The 15,336-nt window shown below is 60.3% G+C and carries 16 protein-coding genes and 1 tRNA gene; 8 read left to right on the top strand and 9 right to left on the bottom strand.

The features are described from left to right. Positions 1–8: 8 nt before the first annotated feature. From DSM110093_RS01780 to DSM110093_RS01770, 3 genes are read right to left on the bottom strand one after another with little or no spacing between them, the layout of a single operon-like run. Entirely contained in the window at positions 9–377 is a 369-nt protein-coding gene (locus DSM110093_RS01780; RefSeq protein WP_243266433.1) for a hypothetical protein, read from the bottom strand. After that, complete coding sequence (locus DSM110093_RS01775) at positions 374–1,489, bottom strand: FAD-binding protein (protein WP_243266432.1); 1,116 nt, start codon at positions 1,487–1,489, stop codon at positions 374–376. Before DSM110093_RS01775 ends, DSM110093_RS01780 begins: the two co-directional genes overlap by 4 nt. Next, positions 1,486–2,937: an FAD-linked oxidase C-terminal domain-containing protein gene (locus tag DSM110093_RS01770; RefSeq protein WP_243266431.1), complete on the bottom strand. Its 1,452-nt coding sequence runs from the start codon at positions 2,935–2,937 to the stop codon at positions 1,486–1,488. The genes DSM110093_RS01775 and DSM110093_RS01770 overlap by 4 nt, the downstream gene beginning before the upstream one ends. A gap of 184 nt (positions 2,938–3,121) precedes the next feature. Between DSM110093_RS01770 and DSM110093_RS01765 the strand changes: the two genes are divergently transcribed. Then, a complete protein-coding gene (locus tag DSM110093_RS01765) occupies positions 3,122–3,478 on the top strand; it encodes a hypothetical protein (RefSeq protein WP_243266430.1) in 357 nt (118 codons plus the stop codon). A gap of 12 nt (positions 3,479–3,490) precedes the next feature. Here DSM110093_RS01765 and rlmH read toward each other — a convergent pair whose 3' ends face one another. From rlmH to DSM110093_RS01750, 3 genes are all read right to left on the bottom strand, one after another. After that, complete coding sequence (gene rlmH / locus DSM110093_RS01760; RefSeq protein WP_243266429.1) at positions 3,491–3,961, bottom strand: 23S rRNA (pseudouridine(1915)-N(3))-methyltransferase RlmH; 471 nt, start codon at positions 3,959–3,961, stop codon at positions 3,491–3,493. A 23-nt stretch (positions 3,962–3,984) separates the two neighbouring features. Continuing rightward, entirely contained in the window at positions 3,985–4,356 is a 372-nt protein-coding gene (rsfS, locus tag DSM110093_RS01755; RefSeq protein ID WP_067631153.1) for a ribosome silencing factor, read from the bottom strand. 184 nt (positions 4,357–4,540) lie between these two features. Continuing rightward, a complete protein-coding gene (locus tag DSM110093_RS01750; RefSeq protein WP_243266428.1) occupies positions 4,541–5,896 on the bottom strand; it encodes a mechanosensitive ion channel domain-containing protein in 1,356 nt (451 codons plus the stop codon). 257 nt (positions 5,897–6,153) lie between these two features. Between DSM110093_RS01750 and leuC the strand changes: the two genes are divergently transcribed. After that, positions 6,154–7,560 carry a 3-isopropylmalate dehydratase large subunit gene (leuC, locus tag DSM110093_RS01745; RefSeq protein WP_243266427.1) on the top strand — a complete coding sequence of 469 codons (1,407 nt, stop codon included), beginning with the start codon at positions 6,154–6,156 and terminating at the stop codon, positions 7,558–7,560. Positions 7,561–7,598: 38 nt separating this feature from the next. Here the strand turns inward: leuC and DSM110093_RS01740 are convergent, their stop codons facing one another. Beyond that, positions 7,599–7,814 (bottom strand): DUF2945 domain-containing protein, encoded by a 216-nt coding sequence (locus DSM110093_RS01740; RefSeq protein WP_067268510.1) that lies wholly within the window; start codon positions 7,812–7,814, stop codon positions 7,599–7,601. A gap of 80 nt (positions 7,815–7,894) precedes the next feature. On the opposite strand from DSM110093_RS01740, the gene leuD reads away from it, so the two are divergent. From leuD to DSM110093_RS01715, 5 genes are all read left to right on the top strand, one after another. Further along, the gene (gene leuD / locus DSM110093_RS01735) at positions 7,895–8,500 is read left to right on the top strand and encodes a 3-isopropylmalate dehydratase small subunit (RefSeq protein WP_243266426.1); all 606 of its coding nucleotides are present in this window, start codon (positions 7,895–7,897) and stop codon (positions 8,498–8,500) included. A 275-nt stretch (positions 8,501–8,775) separates the two neighbouring features. Continuing rightward, positions 8,776–9,606, top strand: a complete 831-nt coding sequence (locus DSM110093_RS01730; RefSeq protein WP_243266425.1) for a hypothetical protein — start codon at positions 8,776–8,778, stop codon at positions 9,604–9,606. Beyond that, positions 9,489–10,604: an endonuclease/exonuclease/phosphatase family protein gene (locus tag DSM110093_RS01725; protein ID WP_243266424.1), complete on the top strand. Its 1,116-nt coding sequence runs from the start codon at positions 9,489–9,491 to the stop codon at positions 10,602–10,604. Before DSM110093_RS01730 ends, DSM110093_RS01725 begins: the two co-directional genes overlap by 118 nt. A 68-nt stretch (positions 10,605–10,672) precedes the next feature. Beyond that, a complete protein-coding gene (leuB, locus tag DSM110093_RS01720) occupies positions 10,673–11,779 on the top strand; it encodes a 3-isopropylmalate dehydrogenase (RefSeq protein ID WP_243266423.1) in 1,107 nt (368 codons plus the stop codon). 191 nt (positions 11,780–11,970) lie between these two features. Next, a tRNA-Pro gene (locus DSM110093_RS01715) sits at positions 11,971–12,047 on the top strand. Between the two features lie 57 nt (positions 12,048–12,104). On the opposite strand, the gene DSM110093_RS01710 is transcribed toward DSM110093_RS01715, so the two are convergent. Then, complete coding sequence (locus DSM110093_RS01710; RefSeq protein ID WP_243266422.1) at positions 12,105–12,866, bottom strand: glutaredoxin; 762 nt, start codon at positions 12,864–12,866, stop codon at positions 12,105–12,107. Positions 12,867–13,015: 149 nt separating this feature from the next. Continuing rightward, complete coding sequence (locus DSM110093_RS01705) at positions 13,016–14,353, bottom strand: PAS domain S-box protein (protein ID WP_243266421.1); 1,338 nt, start codon at positions 14,351–14,353, stop codon at positions 13,016–13,018. A gap of 298 nt (positions 14,354–14,651) precedes the next feature. Between DSM110093_RS01705 and DSM110093_RS01700 the strand changes: the two genes are divergently transcribed. Beyond that, on the top strand, positions 14,652–15,317 hold the full coding sequence (locus DSM110093_RS01700) for a L,D-transpeptidase (RefSeq protein WP_243266420.1): 666 nt from the start codon (positions 14,652–14,654) through the stop codon (positions 15,315–15,317). The last annotated feature ends 19 nt before the right edge of the window (positions 15,318–15,336 follow it).

Here is a 15,336-nt window from a genome sequence, read left to right as displayed (position 1 = left end):
CTCCGAAATTATGTGCTGCGCATGAGGTTCGCGAGGACAAGGCCGAACCAAGGAACTGTGGTGCCCACTGCCCCCAGAACCCCGCTCCATCGGCGCATGGCGGGGCGCGGGTCGGCGCGGCGCAGCGCTTGGACCACCAGCGCGATCACCGCTATCCAAGCGGACCAGAGTGCGAGGGCCACGGCTCCGAGCAACCACAGGCTGTCGTTCCAATATCGCAAGAGGCCGTAGCGCAGGCCGATTGCGATCAGAAAGGCGGCCAGAACCACGGCCCCCAAGGCACGGATGGCCTGCAGGGAGGGTGGCATGGCGACCAGCGCTTTGAACAGAAACGGGCCGATCAGAAAAACGATGAGAAAGACCAGCATCAATGTCATGGGGTCAGCGCCAAGGCTTCGGCGTTGAAGATGCCGCGCGGGTCGAACTTAGCCCTGAGCCCTGCGGTCAGGCGCGCCACGCCTTGTGCTTCGGGTTCCTGCCGGGGCAGTGCCTGCGCTGCGTCATCGGCCCGCAAGAGTGTCGCATGGCCGTCATAGCCGCCCAACCGGGCACGCAGATCCGTGCCGGGGGCCATGCGCAGCCAGATCAGCCCCCCGGCCCAGTCATAAAGATGCGCCTCTGCCCCGGCCTTTGCCGCCAGCGCGGGGGCCTCGGTCGGGCGGCAATGCACCCGCCAGACATCCCCCGCCGCCCCATGAAAGGCCGCTACATCACGCAGGTCGCGCCAGAGCGTAGTGGAGGGTTTCGCCGCGAGACTCTCAAGCGCGGCACCGGTTGCCGAGATCAAATCCTTCAGCCGCTCGATGCGGTAGGTGACTGAGGTCTCAAACCCCTCCAATCGTAGATACGTCCGGCGCTCTGCCGGATCATGGGCGGCTGCGGTGACTTCGAAAGGGCTGCGCATCGCCTGTGCCATGGCGGCAATGGCTGCGGGGTCGTCCAGCCCCGAAAGGGCAAGCGTGGCGCTTGTCTCCGGTTCGGGCAGTACCTTGAACGAAACCTCGGTCAACGCGCCCAGTGTTCCACGCGATCCGGCCATCAGCTTGACCAGATCATAACCGGTGACATTCTTCATCACCCGCCCGCCATTCTTGATGACGTTCCCTTGTCCATCGACAAAGCGTACGCCCAACAGGAAATCTCGCGCTGCGCCGATGGCAAGCCGCCGCGGGCCGCTAACGTTGGCCGCAAAGATCCCGCCGATGGTCGGCGTGCCGCTGCGGCCCATAAGCGCGCGGTGGTCCATCGGTTCAAAGGCCAGCCGCTGCCCTTCGGCGGCCAATGTCGTCTCAATCTCGGAGACTGGCGTCCCCGCCTGCGCCACCAGCGTCAGCGCGCCCGGCTCATAGAGGCTGATGCCCCGCAATCCGGCAAGCGACAGGTCCGCCCCTGGCCCGGCCATGCCGCGCGTATTGCCACCCCGCAGGGACAAGGGCGCCTGCGCGGATCGGATCGCCTCGACCACTTCTGCTTCAGTCGTTACCGTCACGCGGCCACCGATGCACCGCTGCCGCGCCGCCCTTCCGTGACATCCAAAGGAAAGACCTTGGCCGGGTTCAACAGCCACGTCGGATCAAACACGTCCTTTACCGCCAGCTGCGCCTCAAGATCCGCTGCGGCATATTGCACATGCATCAGGTCGCGCTTTTCAATGCCGACGCCATGCTCTCCGGTCAGGCAACCGCCCGCCTCAACGCATAGCCGCAGGATATCCGCGCCAAAGGCTTCGCATTTTTCAAGGTCACCGGGTTTATTGGCATCAAACAAGATCAGCGGATGCATATTGCCGTCACCTGCATGAAAGACGTTACCGACCCTCAATCCGTATTCGACCGACATCTCGCCGATGCGCCGCAGCACCATGGGCAGTTCCGTCACCGGGATCGTGCCATCTAGGCACATGTAGTCGTTGATCTGCCCCATCGCGCCAAAGGCCGATTTGCGCCCCAACCAGATCGCCGCGCTTTCCTCGGCGCTGGTGCTTTCGCGCAATTCCACCGGGTTGTGTCGCTGGGCGATCTCGGCAATCAGCGCAAGCTGGTGGTCGATCTCGGCGTCGGAGCCTTCGACCTCGACGATCAGCAGCGCCTCGCACATCGGGTAGCCTGCATGGGCGAAAGCCTCCGTCGCCTCGATACAGGGGCGGTCCATAAATTCGATCGCGACAGGCAAGACGCCCGCCTTGATGATGTCGCTGACGCAGGCCCCGGCGACGGCGTTGCCGTCAAAGCCCATTAACACGGGCCGCGCGCCTTCGGGCTTGGGCAGGATGCGCAGCGTCGCCTCTGTCACCACGCCAAGCTGCCCTTCAGAGCCGCAGATCACACCCAAAAGATCCAGCCCGCTCGCATCCATATAGCCGCCGCCGATCTCGACCACTTCACCATCCATCATCACCATGGTGACGCCCAGCAGGTTGTTGGTGGTGACCCCGTATTTCAGACAGTGCGCCCCGCCGGAGTTCATCGCGATATTGCCCGCGATGGCGCAGGCCAGCTGGCTGGAGGGGTCAGGGGCGTAGAAAAAACCATCCTCCTCAACCGCGCCGGTCACGCTGAGATTGGTGCGCCCGGTTTGCACCCGCATGAGGCGGTTGTCATAATCAACCTCTAGCACTTCGGCCATGCGCGCCACGCCCAGCACCACGCTGTCCGCCGTGGGTAGCGCCCCACCCGCCAGCGATGTGCCCGACCCGCGCGGCACGACCGGAACGCCCTCTTCATGGCAGATGCGCAGCACGGTTGAGACTTCTTCGGTGTTGCCAGGCAAGGTGACAGCGAGGGGCGGACATTTATAGGCGGTTAGCGCGTCGCATTCATAGGCGCGAGTTTCATGCACATCATCGATCACGGCGCCCTGCGGCAAGGCCGCACTCAGCCGTGCAACGATCCGCGCCTTGCGCGCAATGATACCGGCATCTGGTTTTGGCATGTCCATCGCGATCCTCCCCCTACCGCGCAGCATAGGTATCGTGGCGCGGGTTTGACCAGTCTGCCGCGTGTTTGGTGCAATTGCACCACGAATTCACGGTATCACAGTGATTTGCGCAGCCCAAGCTTGGCCAAGCTTGGAACCGCGGCAAAATGCTCTATATAAAGCTTGTTATTTTAGTTGGTGTCATATGTTAAAACGCAGCCTCATCCTTGCCCTATTGGCTTTTGCCACACCGGCCTTGGCCGATCCTCCCGCCATTTTGAATGTCAGGGTCGATCAGCTTGGCGACCTGTGGAAGTTTGACGTGACCATCCGTCATAACGACAGCGGTTGGGATCACTATGCTGACGCTTGGCGCGTTCTTGACCCCGATGGGAAACCTCTGGGCACGCGCAATCTGGCGCATCCACATGTTCAGGAACAGCCCTTTACCCGGTCGCTCTCGGGCGTACGTATCCCCGAGGGTGTGACCGAAGTCAGCATTCAAGCGCGCGACAGCGTAGATGGCTGGGCGTCGGAAATTGTCCGCGTTCCACTGCGCTAAGCCAAGACGGGCCTAGACCCGGTGATAGGGTCCGCCCGATAGGATCGCCGCCGCACGGTAAAGCTGTTCCGCCAGCATGACCCGCACCAACATATGCGGCCAGACCATCTTGCCAAAAGAAAGCGCATGATCTGCCTGCGCCCGCAGGCTGGGATCAATGCCATCCGCCCCGCCGATGACAAAGGCCAAATCGCCCCGCCCGGCATCACGCCATGTGCCAAGACGTTCGGCGAAAGCGGGGGAGGTTTCGACCTTCCCGCGTTCGTCCAGCACACAGATCACCGCCCCTTGGGGGATCGCGCGCTGCAACAACGCAGCTTCGGCAGCCATGCCGCCGCCTTTCTTATCTTCCATCTCGACCACGCGCGCAGGGCCAAGGCCCAGACCGCGCCCGGTCCGGTCGAACCGGGTGAGATAATCATCAACAAGAGATTTTTCGGGACCGGCGCGAAGCCGGCCCATGGCGCAGATATGTACCCGCATGGCTTAGCCCCGCAAAAGCGGGATCAGTGCGGCATGACCGCGGCCGCGTCTTCGCCGCCCAGCCACATCTTTTCGAGTTGGTAGAACTCGCGCACTTCGGGGCGGAAGACATGCACAACAACGTCGCCTGTGTCGATCAAGACCCAGTCGCCGGTTTCGCGGCCTTCCATCTTGGACGTGCGTCCGGTGGCGTCTTTGACCGCCTGTGCCAGCTTTTCCGAGATCGCCGAAACCTGCCGCGTGGAGCGGCCTGAGCAGATCACCATATAGTCGCCGATGGCCGTCTTGCCGCGCAGATCGATCTGCACGATGTCTTCGGCCTTGTCGTCATTCAGCGAGGAAAGAATAAGCGCCAGCAGGTCGTCGCTGGTTGCGATTTGCGAGGCGGCAGTCATTGCGGCCCCATGGTCAGCAGCCTGCGCTGCGTCAACGTTAAGAGACAGGACATTGTCCTCCTTCGTAATGCACCGCCAATGCTGAACGCTTGCCCCGGTGCCGAGCCCCCCTAATTTAGCGATATAGGCCAGATTTTTCAATGGACCCTATGCGCTCCGCGTGAACCGGGGCGCAAATCCCCGCCTAGTCAGGCAAATTCTCTGCCACCGCGGCCCGTGAGAGCGCCAATTGACTGTCTTCGATGACTTTCACCTCGCGCTGCGGGAAGGGGATTGAGATGTCGTTTTCCTTGAACGCATCCCAAAGTGCCAGATAGACATTGCCGCGAATGTTGGTCAGCCCGCCAGTCGGATCCTTAATCCAGAAGCGCAGGATGTAATCCACCGACGAATCGCCAAAGCCGACGATATGGCAGACTGGCGCCTTGTAGCTCAGCACCCGGTCGACGCCCTTGGCCGCCTCAACCGCCAGTTTGCGCACCACATGCGGATCATCCGAATAGGCTGTTCCGAAATAGATATCGAGGCGCACAAAGTCGTTGGAGTGCGACCAGTTCACCACCTGCCCTGTAATGAGGTCTTCGTTCGGGATCAGGTATTCTTTGCCGTCCCGCGTCACCACAGAGGCATAGCGCGCGCCCAGCGTTTGGATCCAGCCAAAGGTCTCACCCAGACTGATCACATCGCCCGGTTTGATCGACTTATCCAGCAGGATGATCACGCCCGAGACGAGGTTCGACACAACCTTTTGCAGACCAAAACCAAGACCCACACCGATCGCACCCGACAGCACCGCAAGCCCGGTGAGGTCGATCCCCACGGCCCGCACACCGATGAAGAACGCCAAACCGTAGAGTAGGATCTGCACCCCCTTCACGGCCAGCACCTGCATGGAGGGGCTGATGTCTTCGTTCTTGCGGATCGTCGCGGCGGTGGTGGTGCTCACCAGCCGCGCCATGGTCAACAACGCACCGACCACCACAAGCGCGGTCAAAACGGTCAGCACCGAAAGCCGGAATTCACCGATGGTCAGCGCCACGTCATCCAGAAACACTGCCACATCATCGGCGACATTCAACATATAGAGCGTGGCATAGATCCACAGCCCCCATGTCACCATGCGCCGCAGCGGGCGGTTGCGCACCAGCCGCGCGGCAAAGGCGATGCCGACATAGATCGCCGCCAAGGTCGCCGCCAAACCGATAAGATAGGACCGGGATGGCCAAGTGACATTCTGCATCACCTGATACAAAAGCCCCGCCAGCAGCGCGAACCATATCAACCCCAGCCGCCGCTTGACCTGCACCACGCCCCGCAACTGCCATTTGGACCACCCCTCGCGGGAGCGGACCCAGTTTTGCAGCATCGTCCCGGTGACCCGATGCAAAATCCACGCCACCGCCACCAGCGCCAGCAAGATCAAGATTTGGTTCTGCCGCCAGCCGGGGCTGAGAACACTCTCACCAAAACCCAAAACACCGTCAAACAAAGCCCGCAGCGAAACGAGGAAGTTCGTAAAAGGGTGAGATTCAGGGATCATGGGCGTCCTTTGCAGCTAAGGGAAGATCACGGTTACATAGCCACAATGATAGGGCAAGTTCGCTGCACGGCGATGCCACCTTGCGAGACTCGCCAAGGCGCTATATCCCTTGCCCCATGATACTGGTGTTTGATCTTTGCGACCGTGCGCGTCTGCGCGAACGCTTTTTCGGCGCGACGCATAGCGTTCTGGCTCGACTATAAGCCAGCCCTCTTAGCCACACCCTTAGCCATTCCAAACCACGGGAGAGGACCATCATGTCCCCCAAGACGCTTTACGATAAAATCTGGGACGCCCATGTCGTCCACGAAGCCGATGACGGTACCTGCTTGCTTTATATCGACCGTCACCTCGTCCACGAAGTGACCAGCCCGCAGGCCTTTGAAGGGCTGCGCATGTCGGGCCGCACCGTCCGTGCACCGGACAAGACCATCGCCGTGCCGGACCACAACGTGCCCACCACCGAAGGCCGCGAAGACCCCGAGGCGATGACCGAAGACAGCCGCATTCAGGTCTCCGCCCTCGATAAAAACGCGCGTGAGTTCGGCGTGCATTACTACCCGGTGTCGGACGTGCGCCAAGGCATCGTGCATATCGTCGGGCCCGAGCAGGGCTGGACCCTGCCCGGCATGACCGTCGTCTGCGGCGACAGCCACACCGCGACCCACGGCGCTTTTGGCGCGCTGGCCCACGGCATCGGCACCTCCGAGGTTGAACACGTTCTTGCCACCCAGACGCTGATCCAGCGTAAGGGCAAGAACATGAAGGTCGAGATCACCGGCAAGCTGCGCCCCGGCGTAACGGCTAAGGACATCACCCTTTCCGTCATCGGCGCCACCGGTACGGCGGGCGGGACCGGCTATGTCATCGAATATTGCGGCGAAGCAATCCGCGACCTGTCGATGGAAGGCCGCATGACCGTCTGCAACATGGCGATCGAAGGCGGCGCCCGCGCGGGCCTGATCGCGCCGGACAAGAAGACCTTTGAGTATTGCAAAGGCCGCCCCCACGCCCCGAAAGGCGCACAATGGGAAGCGGCAATGGACTGGTGGAAAACCCTCTTCTCTGACGAGGACGCCCATTGGGACAAGGTCGTCACCCTCAAGGGCGAAGACATCGCGCCGGTCGTCACATGGGGCACCTCGCCCGAGGACGTGCTGCCAATCACTTCGGTCGTTCCTGCGCCCGAGGATTTTAAAGGCGGTAAGGTCGACGCGGTGAAACGCGCGCTGGAATATATGGACCTGACACCGGGCCAGAAACTCACCGACATCCAGATCGACACGGTTTTCATCGGTTCCTGCACCAATGGCCGCATCGAAGACTTGCGCGCTGCCGCTGCGGTGCTGAAGGGCAAAAAGATCAAGGACGGGTTGCGTGCCATGGTCGTGCCCGGCTCAGGCCTCGTGCGTGCTCAGGCCGAGGAAGAGGGACTGGCGGATATCTTCCGCGAGGCGGGTTTCGAATGGCGTCTTGCGGGCTGCTCGATGTGCCTGGCGATGAACCCCGACCAGCTTGCCCCCGGCGAACGCTGCGCGGCCACGTCAAACCGCAACTTTGAGGGGCGTCAGGGCTATAAAGGCCGCACGCATCTCGTCTCCCCCGGCATGGCCGCAGCCGCTGCACTCACTGGCCACCTTACCGACGTGCGCGAATTGGCGTGAGCGATCGGGGCGTGGATACCGGGCGCGTTGCGCAGGGCTCAGTCGGCCTTGCGCAGCTCACTGCCGGACTTCAGCACTTCGCTGCCGTCGTCCTGTTCGATTTTATAAGCCGGTTCGTCATCACTCGCTTTGCGGGTCACCTCGCTGCCCTGCAGCTTCAACGTGATCTTCTGCGTGTATTTCTTGACGATCTTGCCGGTCCCGGTGCCATTGCCCCAGTCCCATTCCACTTTCGTGCCAGTTTGGTACGACATGCCATGCCCTCCTGATTACCTAATTGCAAATAACGCGCCGGTCGGCGGCGCAGTTCCCGCACTCTCCGAAGGATACCCCGATGGAAAAGTTTACAGAAATCACCGGCACCGCGGCTCCCATGCCGCTGGTGAACATCGACACGGACATGATCATCCCCAAAGTCTTCCTCAAGACGATCAAACGCTCCGGCCTTGGCGTGAACCTGTTCGACGAAATGCGCTATGACCGCGAAGGAAATGAAATCCCCGATTTCGTGCTGAATCAACCGCAATACCGCGACGCTCAGATCCTCGTCGCGGGCGACAACTTCGGCTGTGGCTCTTCGCGCGAACACGCGCCTTGGGCGATCAAGGATTTCGGCATCCGCTGCGTTATTGCACCCAGCTTTGCCGATATCTTTCACAACAATTGCTTCAAGAACGGCATCCTGCCCATCGCCCTCCCGCAAGAACAGGTCGACGTGTTGATGAAGGACGCCGAAAAAGGCTCAAACGCGCGGATGACCATCGACCTTGAAGGTCAAACCATCACAACATCTGACGGCGAGAAATTTCCGTTTGAGGTCGACGCCTTCAAAAAGCACTGCTTGCTCAACGGTCTGGACGACATTGGCCTGACACTTGAGAAGGGCACGGCGATCGACACCTATGAGGATTCGCTCAACCAAAGCCGTCCTTGGGTCTAAGCGCGGCTTCCAAACTCAACTTGTGGGCGTAAATTCAGCGCCCACAAGATGTTGCGACTTGCCATTAAACCGCCATCTAATTGATGCAAGATCGCACCACCCTTTCCCTCAAAATACCCCATAACCCTGCTCTTCTCCACGCGGAGCCTTGAGGCGCGCTCGGAAAGAAGGCAAAAATTGGACAAGAATGAGGCGAGCCCCATCAAATGGGGCCATCAAGTTGGAACAAGCACGCGGCATCGTATCGCGGCTGGCCAGTTTGAAAGGGCAGAGCAGTGATCGGACGAATGACAGGCGCGGCGACGCGTGGCCTATTGGTGGCGCTATTGATAGCCACCCCCGCCCTGCTTTTGCCGGGTGCCGATGCGGAATCGAGCCAGATCACCGTGCTTCTCGCTTTTGTCGCGGCGATCTTAACGTTCTTAGAGTACAACTCGCGCCAGCCTAGCATCGTCGAATTCCGCGATGCGCCGCCGTTCAATCGCTTGCGGTTTATCAGCCTGCTTTTCACCATAGTCGTGCTGTCGCTGATCGCACGAGGCCAAGTCTCCGCCACTCTGCTGACAGGCGCGTTGACCTCCCTCGGCACAATCTTGGGCAATGCGCTCGACTTCCCCTATTCTCCGGTACGGCTGGTGGTGCTGATGATGCCCGTCGATGCGTCCTATGAGTCCGTCAATCTGATCCGCACGGCAGCAGGGCTGGCCTACCTCGTCTCGCTCATCGCACTGGCGACCTTTGTGCTGCTGGTGCGCGTCATGGGCTGGCCTGCCCGCCAAGGCGCATTTAACGTTTGGGTAAACCTGCCGCTCTTTGACCCAACCGCTGGTGGCGACGTGCTCTACCGCCTGCAACGCGACGCGCGGATCAACATCGCGCTTGGGTTCTTGTTGCCCTTCATAATCCCCGCAGTGGTCAAAGCCACTGCCGATCTGCTAGATCCGATCTCACTGAGCAATCCGCAAACCATGATCTGGACAATAAGCGCATGGGCATTCCTTCCGGCCAGTATGATCATGCGGGGCATCGCCATGGGGCGCGTGGCCGAGATGATCCACGACAAACGCCGCCGCGCCTACGCCGAAGCGCATATGCAGGCCGCCTGATCCGCCTGATCCGCCTGCTGCTGGCGTTTTTCCTGCTGACCGGTTTCGCGCAGGCCGAGCCACTGCGCATCGCCACCTTCAACACCGAATTGTCACGCAAAGGGCCCGGCATTCTGCTGCGCGACATCTTGCGCGGCAATGACCCAAGCGTATCGTCGGTGGTGCAAACCATCACCGCCGCCAATCCCGATATCATCGCCCTCCAAGGCATCGACTACGATCTCGAACGCAGCGCCCTCAACGCCCTTGCCGACGCCCTCACCGCCGCTGGCACGTCCTACCCCTACCACTTCGCCGGACCACCCAACGCTGGCCGTCAAAGCGATGTCGATCTCGACGGAGACGGCGAACTCGGCAGCCCCCGCGACGCACAAGGCTATGGTCGCTTCTTTGGCCAAGGCGCCATGGCGATCCTCTCGCGCTATCCCATCCAGCTAGAAAACCTGCAGGACTTCAGCACCCTTCTCTGGCGCGACCTCCCCGGCACGCTCTACCCTATGGTCGACGGCACCCCCTTCGCAGGAGCAGAGGCCCATGCCACACAGCGCCTGTCGTCCAACAGCCATTGGTCTTTGCCCATCCAGACACCCGACGGCCCCGTCACCCTGCTGACCTATCACGCCACCCCGCCCGTCTTCGATGGCCCCGAAGACCGCAATGGCCGGCGCAACCACGATGAAACAGCCTTCTGGTCTCACCACCTCGATAGAAACATCGGCACCCCGCCCCCTGACCATTTCGTCCTGCTCGGCGATGCCAACCTCGACCCCAAACGCGGCGACGGACGCGGCGACGCCATTGCCGCCCTGCTGTCCCACCCAGCCCTACAAGACCCGCTGTCCGGGCAATCCACAGTCAACTGGTCCCAAACCGGCCCGATGCGGGTCGACTATATCCTGCCCTCCCGCGACTGGCAGGTGGCCGACGCAGGCCTGATTTGGCCCAAGGGCGACGCCGCCAGCCGCCATGCGCTGGTTTGGGTCGATCTCACCCGTTAAGCCCCGCTATCTTGACCCTTCGGAACCCGCAGGCTACCCATCAGCAATAGTATTTTCAGGAGTTTCCCATGGCCAACCCATCCTTGCTCATCCTCCCCGGCGACGGCATCGGCCCCGAGGTCATGGCGCAGGTCACGCGCATCATCGACTGGTTCGGCGAAAAGCGCGATCTGGCCTTCGACGTAGAGCATGATCTGGTCGGCGGCGCGGCCTATGACAAACACGGCACGCCCCTGCACGACGACACGATGACCCGCGCCCTCGAAGTCGATGCGGTGCTTCTGGGTGCCGTTGGCGGCCCGAAATACGACGACCTCGACTTCTCGGTGAAACCCGAACGTGGCCTTTTGCGTCTGCGCAAGGAAATGGACCTTTTCTCCAACCTGCGCCCCGCGCAGTGCTTTGACGCACTGGCCGATTTCTCGTCGTTGAAGAAAGACATCGTCGCGGGCCTCGACATCATGATCGTTCGCGAACTGACCTCCGGCGTTTACTTCGGCGAACCGCGCGGCATTTTCGAAGAAGGCAACGAGCGCGTCGGCATCAACACGCAGCGCTATACCGAAAGCGAGATTGAGCGCGTCGCCCGCTCAGCATTTGAACTCGCCCGCCGCCGTAGCAGCAAGGTCTGCTCGATGGAAAAAGCCAATGTCATGGAAAGCGGCATCCTGTGGCGCGAAGTCACCCAACGGGTCCGCGATGCCGAATACCCCGACGTTGAGCTCAGCCACATGTACGCCGACAACGGCGCCATGCAACTGGTCCGCGCGCCCAAACAGTTCGACGTCATCGTCACCGATAACCTCTTTGGCGACATCCTCAGCGACTGCGCCGCGATGCTCACGGGCAGCCTCGGCATGCTGCCCTCCGCCAGCCTCGGCGCGCCCAATGCCGATGGCCGCCCCAAGGCGCTTTACGAGCCCGTCCACGGTTCAGCCCCCGACATCGCAGGCCAAGGCAAAGCGAACCCAATCGCCTGCATCCTCAGCTTCGCCATGGCACTGCGCTATTCCTTCGACCAAGGTGACGAAGCCGCGCGTCTGGAAAAAGCCGTCGAACAGGCACTGGCCGACGGCGCCCGCACCCCCGATCTGATGGGCCCCGAAGGCGGCACCCCGATCACGACCGAGGAAATGGGCAACGCGATCCTAAAGGCCCTCGACGCGAGCCTCTAACAAACGCGGGCGAGGTTTACCGCCTCGCCCCCCTCCCCTTCATCCTTTCTTAAATACCCGCGGGGGTGCAGCCGCAGGCTGCGGGGGCAGCGCCCTCAATTCCACCCTGCCAACCCAATGCAGCCCTTCCCATCCTTGACCAGACTGCATTTGCCAAACTTACCAAGCTACGCTATGCGCAGCGCATCGGTCGGGCTGTAGCGCAGCCTGGTAGCGCACCTGCTTCGGGAGCAGGGGGTCGGAGGTTCGAATCCTCTCAGCCCGACCAGTTTCCCTCTCGTATCAAGACGCAGTGTCAGAGATCGTACCGCGGCAACGGATTTGCTTAGCTATAGACCTTGATCAACATCCAGATCCCCATCCCCAACATCATGACATTCTCGGTAAGCGACACAAACCCCAGAGGGACATTGCTGGCCCCGCCCACGCAGGCGCATTTAAGTTCGCGTTTATCGACATAGACCGCCTTGATCACCGACACCGCACCAATCGAGCCGATTACGAGCGCGACCGGGGCCGATAGCCAGGTCAATGCACCCGCGGTCATCAAGATACCCGCCAGTGCCTCGCCAAAGGGATAGACCTTTCCATAGGGCACCCAACGCTGCGCCAGCAGATCGTAATTCAAAAACATCGTCGAAAAGCTCTCGATGTTCTGCAGTTTTTGCACGGCTAAGAAACACATGGATATTGAGATGAACCACTCGAAGGCACGCAAGGTAAGGATCGTGTCAAAAGCATACCACGACAAGCCCAACGCCATTAGAAAAGCCACACCAAAAATTGCGATAACAGGCTGATAGCTAGTGTCTGATTGTTCGTCTTTGGGTTTATCCAAGCCAAAATGGACGCGCAGATCATCGTACCCACCGATCCGCTCGCCGTCGATATAGGTCTGCGGAGTGGTATCGACCCCTTCTTTCGCCATGAAGGCATCCGTCTCTTCACGGGTCGTAAGGTGGTGATCGTCAATGGTATAGCCCTGCCGTTCCAACAGGTCTTTCGATTTCAATCCGTAGGGGCAGAGATGTTGCTCCATCACCATCCGGTAAAGGGTTGCAGTCTTGCTATGACCATCGGCCATCATATCCTCCAATTTACGCGTTTAAGACGCATTGCTGAGGAGGAAACAAGTTTCCAGCGCAGGAGAGTTCCGCAACCAGTGTAAATAGTTCCACGAGAAACAGGTTGCGCCCACTTCGTCGCGCGCGACAGGCACGTCCTTTTCGACGGCTTTCAGCCGGGGCTACTTAGATGCGCGGCCGGGATCGTGACCGTCCATGTCAATGTGTTTTCACTGGTCACGGTATCTGCTGACCCGTTGACCATGGCAGGTGCCAGAACCGAAAGGACTTTGCTGCCAAAGCCTGTCGTTTTCTTAAGCGAAGGATCAAGGGTGATCCCCGTTTCTGCCCACTGAAAGCGCAGCCCGCCCTTTTCTGTATAAGACCACTGGCAGGCGATATGCCCGTGCCCGTCGCTCATCACACCGTATTTTGTGGAATTGGTCGCCAGTTCATGCAGCGCCATACCGATCAACTGCAATGCCTGTGGGCCCAGTGAAACGGGGGGACCGGTCACATCAATAACGTCGTCTTGACCGTGCAAAAACGGGTCCAACTGCGCCCGAACCAACTGTTCTAGGTCAACAGACGACCACCCCCCATCAACCAATAAGTCAGTCGAACGGGCAAGCGCCTGAATGCGATCCCCGAAGGATTTGTTAAACTCGGCCAGTGATTTGGCAGAATTGGCCGTTTGGCGCTGCATCGCTGTGACCAATGACAGCATATTCTTTGCCCGGTGAATAACTTCACGCGACACCAGATCGCGCACCTCCTCAGCCTTCCGCGTGGCCGTCACATCATGGTGAATGTTTGAGATCGAAACGATGTCGCCAGAGAGCGTGCGAATGGGCGTGCAGGCAATCGTCACATGGCGCTTTGTGCCATCCTTGGCGATACGTACTGCATCGAACTGGCGCAGATTTCCCGCCACGATCTGATCGCGATACTCAAGCACGCTGGTTGGCCAATCCTGCGGATAGAGCAACTCAACCGACTGGCCCAAAGCCTCCTGTTCGGTATAGCCATAAAGCCGCTCTGCCGCCGGGTTCCAACTGATGATGCACCCTTCCAGATCATAGGTCAGGATCGCTTCGCCTGTGGTGGCGACCAGCGCGGCGAAGGTCTCGGCCTGCACATGGGCGCGCTCAATATCGCCATGGGCCATACGCCGCGTGGTCACATTGCGGTGCTGAAGCAGCAAACAAGGCACCCCCCGGATCGCCATACGGTTGGCATTCAGTTGAAACCAACGCCGCACGCCCGGACCATCGCAGGGGTACTCCCCCTCAAAAGACGCGCCGGTTTTCAGCGCTGTCCGAAGTCCGTCCAAAACGGCCTCGGCCTGCAACACGGCGTCCAACACAGCCATTTTGCAGATGTCGAAGTAATTGGCCCCCACATAATGCGACTTCAGGTCACCGCCGTTTTCTTCGCAAAAGAGTTTCCAAGCCGTATTGGCCGCCACAATCGTTCCCGTGGCGTCAAGGATCACGACCTCATCGGTCATTGCCTCTATCAATTCAAAATGGCTGGCGTCGAGCGCTACGCTCTGGGTGCTTTTCAACATATCAGTACAATAGCCCAGTTCCGGGACTGGCTAAAGTTAACATAGGTTTAATTACTAAGCGAAAACCCTTGTTTTATCGGCCTCGCTGGCCTCAGTCGCGCCAAAAACCGTGTGTTTTTAATCACATTTGCTTTAGCAAACACCTTCTTCCTTGAACCTCCAGCGGGGAAAGGCCGTTAGTCCCTCATACACGCATATGCGTCTGCCTTCGGCAGTGGCGCAATTACGGAGCGAATACATGCTGACACGACGACATTTCATTCAGACAACCACCGCGCTTTTTTCCGGCGCCATCGCCACGCCGCTGATGGCCCGCACCCGCCCCACCGGCGCAGAGAAGGCCGCGTGGGACGCACGGATCACCCCGGCAGGCTTTGACCCGGCCACCAGCAACCCATGGGGTGTACACCCGCGCTTCTTGCCGCAACGCGTGGTTGCCAATGATAACCTACGGGTCGGCGACGTTCACGTGGACGCCGTTGCGCGCTATGTTTACCACATCGAAGAAGGTGGCACCGCGATGCGTTACGGCGTGGCGATTGCGCGCGGCAACCTTTACGAGCCCGGCACTTATACGATCAAGCGCAAGGTGGAATGGCCGCATTGGACACCCACCCAAAACATGATTAAGCGCGACCCAGAACTCTATGCTGGCCTTGAAGACGGCGTACCACCCGGCCCGGAAAACCCGCTCGGCTCGCGTGCGCTGTATCTATTCGAAGGCAACCGCGACACCTATCTGCGCATCCACGGCACCCCCCAGCCGCAAAGCATCGGTGGCCGGGCAAGCTCGGGCTGTGTGCGGATGATCATGGCGCATATCAATCAGCTTTACCCGAATGTGCGGACCGGCTCGACGGCCTACCTGTACTCGGCAGAAGAAAGCGTTGTCGCGCGCAGTTAAGCGATAGCGACAAACGGGG

The organism is Sulfitobacter sp. DSM 110093, assembly GCF_022788715.1.
GTDB lineage: Bacteria > Pseudomonadota > Alphaproteobacteria > Rhodobacterales > Rhodobacteraceae > Sulfitobacter.
Note: the sequence above shows the minus strand (reverse complement) of the source record. Positions and strands in the feature narration are given on the sequence as shown.